General features: G+C 49.6%; 5 protein-coding genes. 1 reads left to right on the top strand and 4 read right to left on the bottom strand.

What is annotated here, in order from left to right:
* Positions 1–367: 367 nt before the first annotated feature.
* The 4 genes from IQ260_RS27380 to IQ260_RS27365 form a co-directional block, all read right to left on the bottom strand.
* Positions 368–1408, bottom strand: a complete 1041-nt coding sequence (locus IQ260_RS27380; protein WP_193996244.1) for an ABC transporter substrate-binding protein — start codon at positions 1406–1408, stop codon at positions 368–370.
* A 50-nt stretch (positions 1409–1458) separates the two neighbouring features.
* The gene (gshB, locus tag IQ260_RS27375; RefSeq protein WP_193996243.1) at positions 1459–2418 is read right to left on the bottom strand and encodes a glutathione synthase; all 960 of its coding nucleotides are present in this window, start codon (positions 2416–2418) and stop codon (positions 1459–1461) included.
* A 71-nt stretch (positions 2419–2489) separates the two neighbouring features.
* A complete protein-coding gene (locus IQ260_RS27370) occupies positions 2490–3410 on the bottom strand; it encodes a homocysteine S-methyltransferase family protein (protein WP_228016481.1) in 921 nt (306 codons plus the stop codon).
* A 73-nt stretch (positions 3411–3483) separates the two neighbouring features.
* On the bottom strand, positions 3484–5244 hold the full coding sequence (locus IQ260_RS27365; protein WP_193996242.1) for a ShlB/FhaC/HecB family hemolysin secretion/activation protein: 1761 nt from the start codon (positions 5242–5244) through the stop codon (positions 3484–3486).
* A gap of 95 nt (positions 5245–5339) precedes the next feature.
* Here IQ260_RS27365 and IQ260_RS27360 point away from each other — a divergent pair.
* The coding region (locus tag IQ260_RS27360) for a helix-turn-helix domain-containing protein (protein WP_193995938.1) at positions 5340–5452 on the top strand (113 nt) is incomplete at its 3' end.

The following is a 5452-nucleotide window of genomic DNA, read 5'->3' as shown; positions in this document are numbered from 1 at the left end:
TGATGAACTTGGAGAAACGGCTACGCCGGTTTATTTTTTGGCTTATGCGCTTCTGGATACACTTGGAACACTCGGCTATCCAGTCCTGGTGACACGAGACACATCACACCTGGAAGTACATCGCTAAGGCGTTAATCAAATGCGACAACTTGCGTTTGGCAGATTGAGGCCACGGATTCTATCCTGATTGATTTTTTCAGCAAACCCCAATTAACGGATTGGGCCAGACAGATGCTGCGTCAAGTACGTCGATGGCTGCCAACCCGAGTCCTCATTGTGGTCGCTGATAGTAGCTTTGCGGCCTTGGAACTGTGCTACGCGGCTTAATGGATAAAGTCGAGTTAAGAAGTAAGCCAAACAACAATCCTTAGCCTTGATAATACTCTGGCCCCTTGTTGACAAAATCAAGGGTAAACGCCTGGGTGTAGTCAGTATCAGGGTCAAAAACTCCAGCCGTAGCCATGTCTGTAAAAAATGCTTTCCAGCGCTCATCGGTCATGGCTCCGATCCCTTTAGATTCTGCATCCCCTGAGATAGCCAGACCATATTCCTGCATCTTCTCAAAACCATAGGCCAGCTGCTCATCGGTCATCTCGGGATTATCTTGCTTAATCAGCTCATTGCCCGGATTAGGATCATCAAAGTAGCTGTACCACCCTTTAATAGAAGCATCCACAAAACGCTGCACCAGATCAGGATCGCCATCGACAATCTCTCGACGGGTTTCAATGGTGGTTGAATAGGCAGTATAGCCATAGTCCGCCAGGAGAAAAACAATCGGTTCAAAACCGCCTTCCTTGGCAATGGACAACGGTTCAGAACTCAGGTATCCCTGTTGAGCGGCTGTCTTATCCGCCAAAAAGGGACCAGGGTTAAAGTTATAGTTGCGCTTCATATCGTCAGTAAACCCATACTTCGCCGCTAAAAAAGGCCAGTAGGTAACATTAGCCGCCTTTGAAATAAAGATCGGTCTACCCTTAAGGTCCGCTATATCCTTAATGCCCTGCCCAGGATGCGCGATCAGAATTTGCGGATCTTTTTGAAACATGGCTGCCACAGTGACTTTGGGAATCCCTTCTTCAATCGCCTTAATCGCATCCGAGGTGTAGCCCATAAAAAAGTCTACGGCCTTACCCATCAGCAGCTGAGTGCCATTGACCTGGGGACCCCCCATCTTAATCGTGACATCCAAACCATGCTCTTGATAGATACCAGCGGCTACCGCCTGATAAAAGCCACCATGCTCGGCCTGGGCATACCAGTTAGTGCCAAAACTAATCGACTGCAGTTCTGCCGCTGGCTCCACACTGGCATCAGGGGTTGTGTCAGCCCCACAGGCCGCCATCAGCCCCGTTCCAGCCGCTAATGAACCGTACTGAATAAAGCGACGACGATTGAATCGAGTCATGGCAGATACCTCATGGGATGAGCAGGAAAACAGGAGCTTGCGGATATTTTCTAAGGGGTCAGCCAGTTGATGACCTGGTGTCCCAGTTTTACCGTATTCAGCCGGTCAATTTCACGCATGCCGGTGGGGCTCGTGACGTTCACCTCAGTCAGGTAGCCCCCAATGATATCAATACCGACAAACACCAGACCATCCCGCTGCAGGGTGGGAGCCAGCTGTGTACAGATTTCCAACTCCCGCTGGGTAATATCCACCTTGGCACTGCGCCCCCCCACGGCCATGTTGCCGCGAAATTCTTTGCCTGTGGGAATACGATTGACGGCTCCGATGGGCTCACCATCCAGCAAAATAATCCGCTTATCACCGTCTTTAGCTGCAGGCAAATAGGTTTGCACCATAACCGGCTCTTGTCCCTGTTTAGTGCTGATTTCGATCATGGAGTTAAAGTTGGGGTCCTCATTAGTCAGGAACAAGATTCCTTCGCCCCCTTTACCGCCTAGGGGTTTAAGCACGGCCTTACCACCGCAGCGTTCCACCATCTCACGGATTACGGCTTTATCCTGGCTGACAATGGTTTCAGGAATCGCTTCAGTAAACTGGAGGGCATACATTTTCTCATTGGCCGCTCGAATACCCTGGGGAGAATTAATCACCTTGGTTTTAGCCGGGTTGATGTAATCAAGGATATATGTGGCGTAGAGATAGGGCACAGTAACCGGCGGGTCCGTGCGCATAAAGACAGCATCCATCGTTTCCAGGGGCTGCCATTGGGTCTCGCCCAGGGTGTACCAGTCGGGGACAGAATTCCAGTGGTTGTCACCTAGGGTAACGGGTGTGAGGGTAACGGGAGTCAGGTGGGCCATCGCTTGACCAGCGACAACACCCATTTGCTGAGCTTGGGTGATGTACACATGGTGGCCCAGCTCTTGGGCAGCTTCCATCAGGGCAACGCTGCTATCGTGGCCGGGGTCCAGCTTGGCAATGGGGTCAATGATAAATGCAAATTTCACAGTGTGGGCAAATAGGTGGGTCGGTTTGATTTTGCCATGGTTGGTGGGATTTGAGATGGTTTATACGTTAGCTATGACCCGTTTTTAGATCGAAGCAGATCAGCAATTTTCTGAATATGAGCAGGGGTCGTCTCACAGCAGCCACCCACTACGGTCGCGCCAGCATCAATCCAGCGTTGTACATGCACAGCATAGCTATCGGGATCTAAATCATGACGTTGACCTAAAGCAGAAATGCCATCACTAATGCTCCACTGCTTTGGAATTTGTTGAAACCCGTTAGCATAGCCACCGACCTTATCAGTAAAGCTGGACAACTCTGGCATAGCTGCAGTAATACTTTCTGGCGAACAACAGTTTACTAATAAGGTTTCTATCGGCAAATCGCTCAATATCTGCCAAGCGTCACTGAGTGATTCACCACCGCGCAATCGATTGGAACCAATGTCTTCCAGTGTCCATGAGACCCACACTGGTTTGTTTGTCTTGCTCGCAGCTCGGACTGCGGCCAGTCCCTCTTCTGCTTTTGAGAGAGTCTCACAGAGAAACAGATCGACATAGGGCTCAAGGATCTCCATCTGTTCTTGGTAAAGAGGTTCAAGTTCTTTAACTGAGCGGACCTGATCGGGGCGATAACTGCCAAACAGAGGCGGTAATGAACCCGCGATTAAAACAGGTACTCCTGTTGATTCTCTTGCCTGTACAGCTAGCTCACCGGCCAGCTGATTGAGCTCTTTAAATTTATCTCCCAGGCCAGCATCTCTTTGCAAGCGGTGTCGAACGGTAATGTAGGTATTAGTTGTAATCACCTTTGAACCGGCACGAATATAGTCTTCATGCAGATCTTGCACTAATTTAGGCTGATCAAGTAAAACTTGGGCAGACCATAACGACGTAGCTGGCCCTTGACTACGGCGAATGAGTTCTTGTCCCATGCCACCATCTAGCAGCAGGACGCCATTGAGGTAATAATCTTCCAAACGATATGACAACTATTTTTCTCCTTCACCAGCTCTATGAATATATAACTAATGTGAACACATTACCCCCTGAATGCTTCTGGGCCTAAAAACTAGGTCGATAGTCTACTAGAAAGTACAAACCATTTTCCTGTAATGAGATGCCGGTATCATCGGCATCTACCAGAGGAATCCCATAATCTAGCCGCACTGATAGGTCTGGACTCACGGCCCAACGTGCCCCCAAGCCAATACTTGCCAAAAAAGATGGGTCCGGGTCTGGAATTTGATTGTTCCAGCCCAGACCAGCTTCTAAAAAGGGGGTGAGTTGAAGCTTGTTGGGATCTTTTGTCACAGGAATACGGAACTCGACCGAACCGGTGATGGCATTGTCAGCCACTAGCTGATTTTGGCTGTAGCCGCGTACGGTGCCAACACCTCCCAGACTAAAGCGTTCGATGGGCAGCAAAGCATCTGGAGTGAGCTGAGCACCGACTCGGGTGAGTAATAGAAACTTTGGAGAGACTTGTTCTATCCACTGAAACTGCCCTAGCCAGCTGACAAAGCGACCGTCAATGCCAGAGTCATTGGTGGTCGCGTCTAGGATGTCTAGGCCGACACTAAATTGCGATCGCGCTGCCAATACCCGCGACTGGCTGCGCTTAACCCAGTCCTGATAAAAACGGACGGCACTAACCTGGGAGCGCCCCTCCTCAGGACCGAGGGAAAAAGAAAAGGGAATATCATCCAGAATAAAGCTACGGCTCCGTTTCCATTCAAAATCTAGACCTAAAGCAAATTCTTCGGCTGGTTTGCGCACGAGGGGCTGGCGAAATCCGGCGGAGAGTGTGGTGGTTTCGCTGCGGATACCCACATCACGAAAAGCATCTTGGACAATTTCGCTATCGCTGTTGCTAGCTCTAAAACGCAGGGTTCCATTGTTGGCATTGACGGGGACTGAGTAGGTCGCATCGTATAGATTTAACCCGTCTGTAATGCCATAGCTGGCAGTTAGGCTATCGCCAATACCCAAGGGATGGCTGATATTGAGTCCGAGGTTGACACCTGCAGACCCGATACTGGGAGAACGATAGTTATCCGTAGAAAAAGAAAGGTGAAATGTTTCGGCTTCTTGTAAATCTAAAATCAGTAAGCTTTTGCCAGGGCCATTTCCTGCTGTTAATTCTGCATTAACCCGAGCTAATACGGGGTCGATTTGCAGTAGCTGTAAGCCTCTTTCTAAGTCTTTTTGGTTAAACGGTGTAGCCATGGCTCGTTCCAGACGCTCGCGCACATAGCTCTGACGTAGGCGGGTTAATCCATTAATCTGCAGTTCTTCAATTTCTCCTTCAATTACCTGAATTTGAACACGGCCGCTGGTGAGATCTTGGTTATTGGGAACAAAGGCCCCAGATGTAATGTAGCCTGCATCAAGATAGAGCTTGGTAATACGCGATCGCAAATTAAACAGATCCGATAGTTGAATCTCCTGACCCAGGTAGCAGGCCACTTGCTCTGCAATTTGGGTCTGTAGTACCGTATTACCTACTACATCAATGTCAGTGGCCAGGAATGATACATCAGATGTGTCGGCTAGCGGCGGACAGACTTCAAGATCTAGCACATCTGTAATCTCCCCCGTCACGTCGTCTGGGGGCAACTGCTCAATTTGCAATGGAGTTTCATCCGGTAGAGCCGGTTCGCGCTCTGGGAGCACCTCTTGAGAGGGCAGTGATTCTTCCTCAGGGGAGGGCACATCTGGCAAGTTTGGTAGAGCCGGAATTTGGGCTTTGGCTGGGGCACCATAGCTGACAATGGCCAGACAGCTCAGAAGAGCAATGACAAGGCGGGGACTATGCACGAGCATCCACGTTCTGTAAGATGAACCGTTGCTTATAGCGGTTCCTAGTTGTTTAGAATACAATATGAGGCTTACCTACAGACTCTAGGAATCTCCCTTAGATGAAGCCTCTTTCCACTGATTTACGTCAGCGCATCATTGCTGTTTATGCCGATGGCTCGATCTCCCAACGCCAATTAGCCGAACGCTTTCAAGTCAGCTTGAGTACGGTTCA

Source organism: Leptolyngbya cf. ectocarpi LEGE 11479, assembly GCF_015207065.1.
In the GTDB taxonomy this organism is placed as follows: Bacteria; Cyanobacteriota; Cyanobacteriia; order Phormidesmidales; family Phormidesmidaceae; genus Leptothoe; species Leptothoe ectocarpi.
The sequence above is the reverse complement of the archived record's forward strand: the minus strand, read 5'-3'. Positions and strand labels throughout refer to the sequence as shown.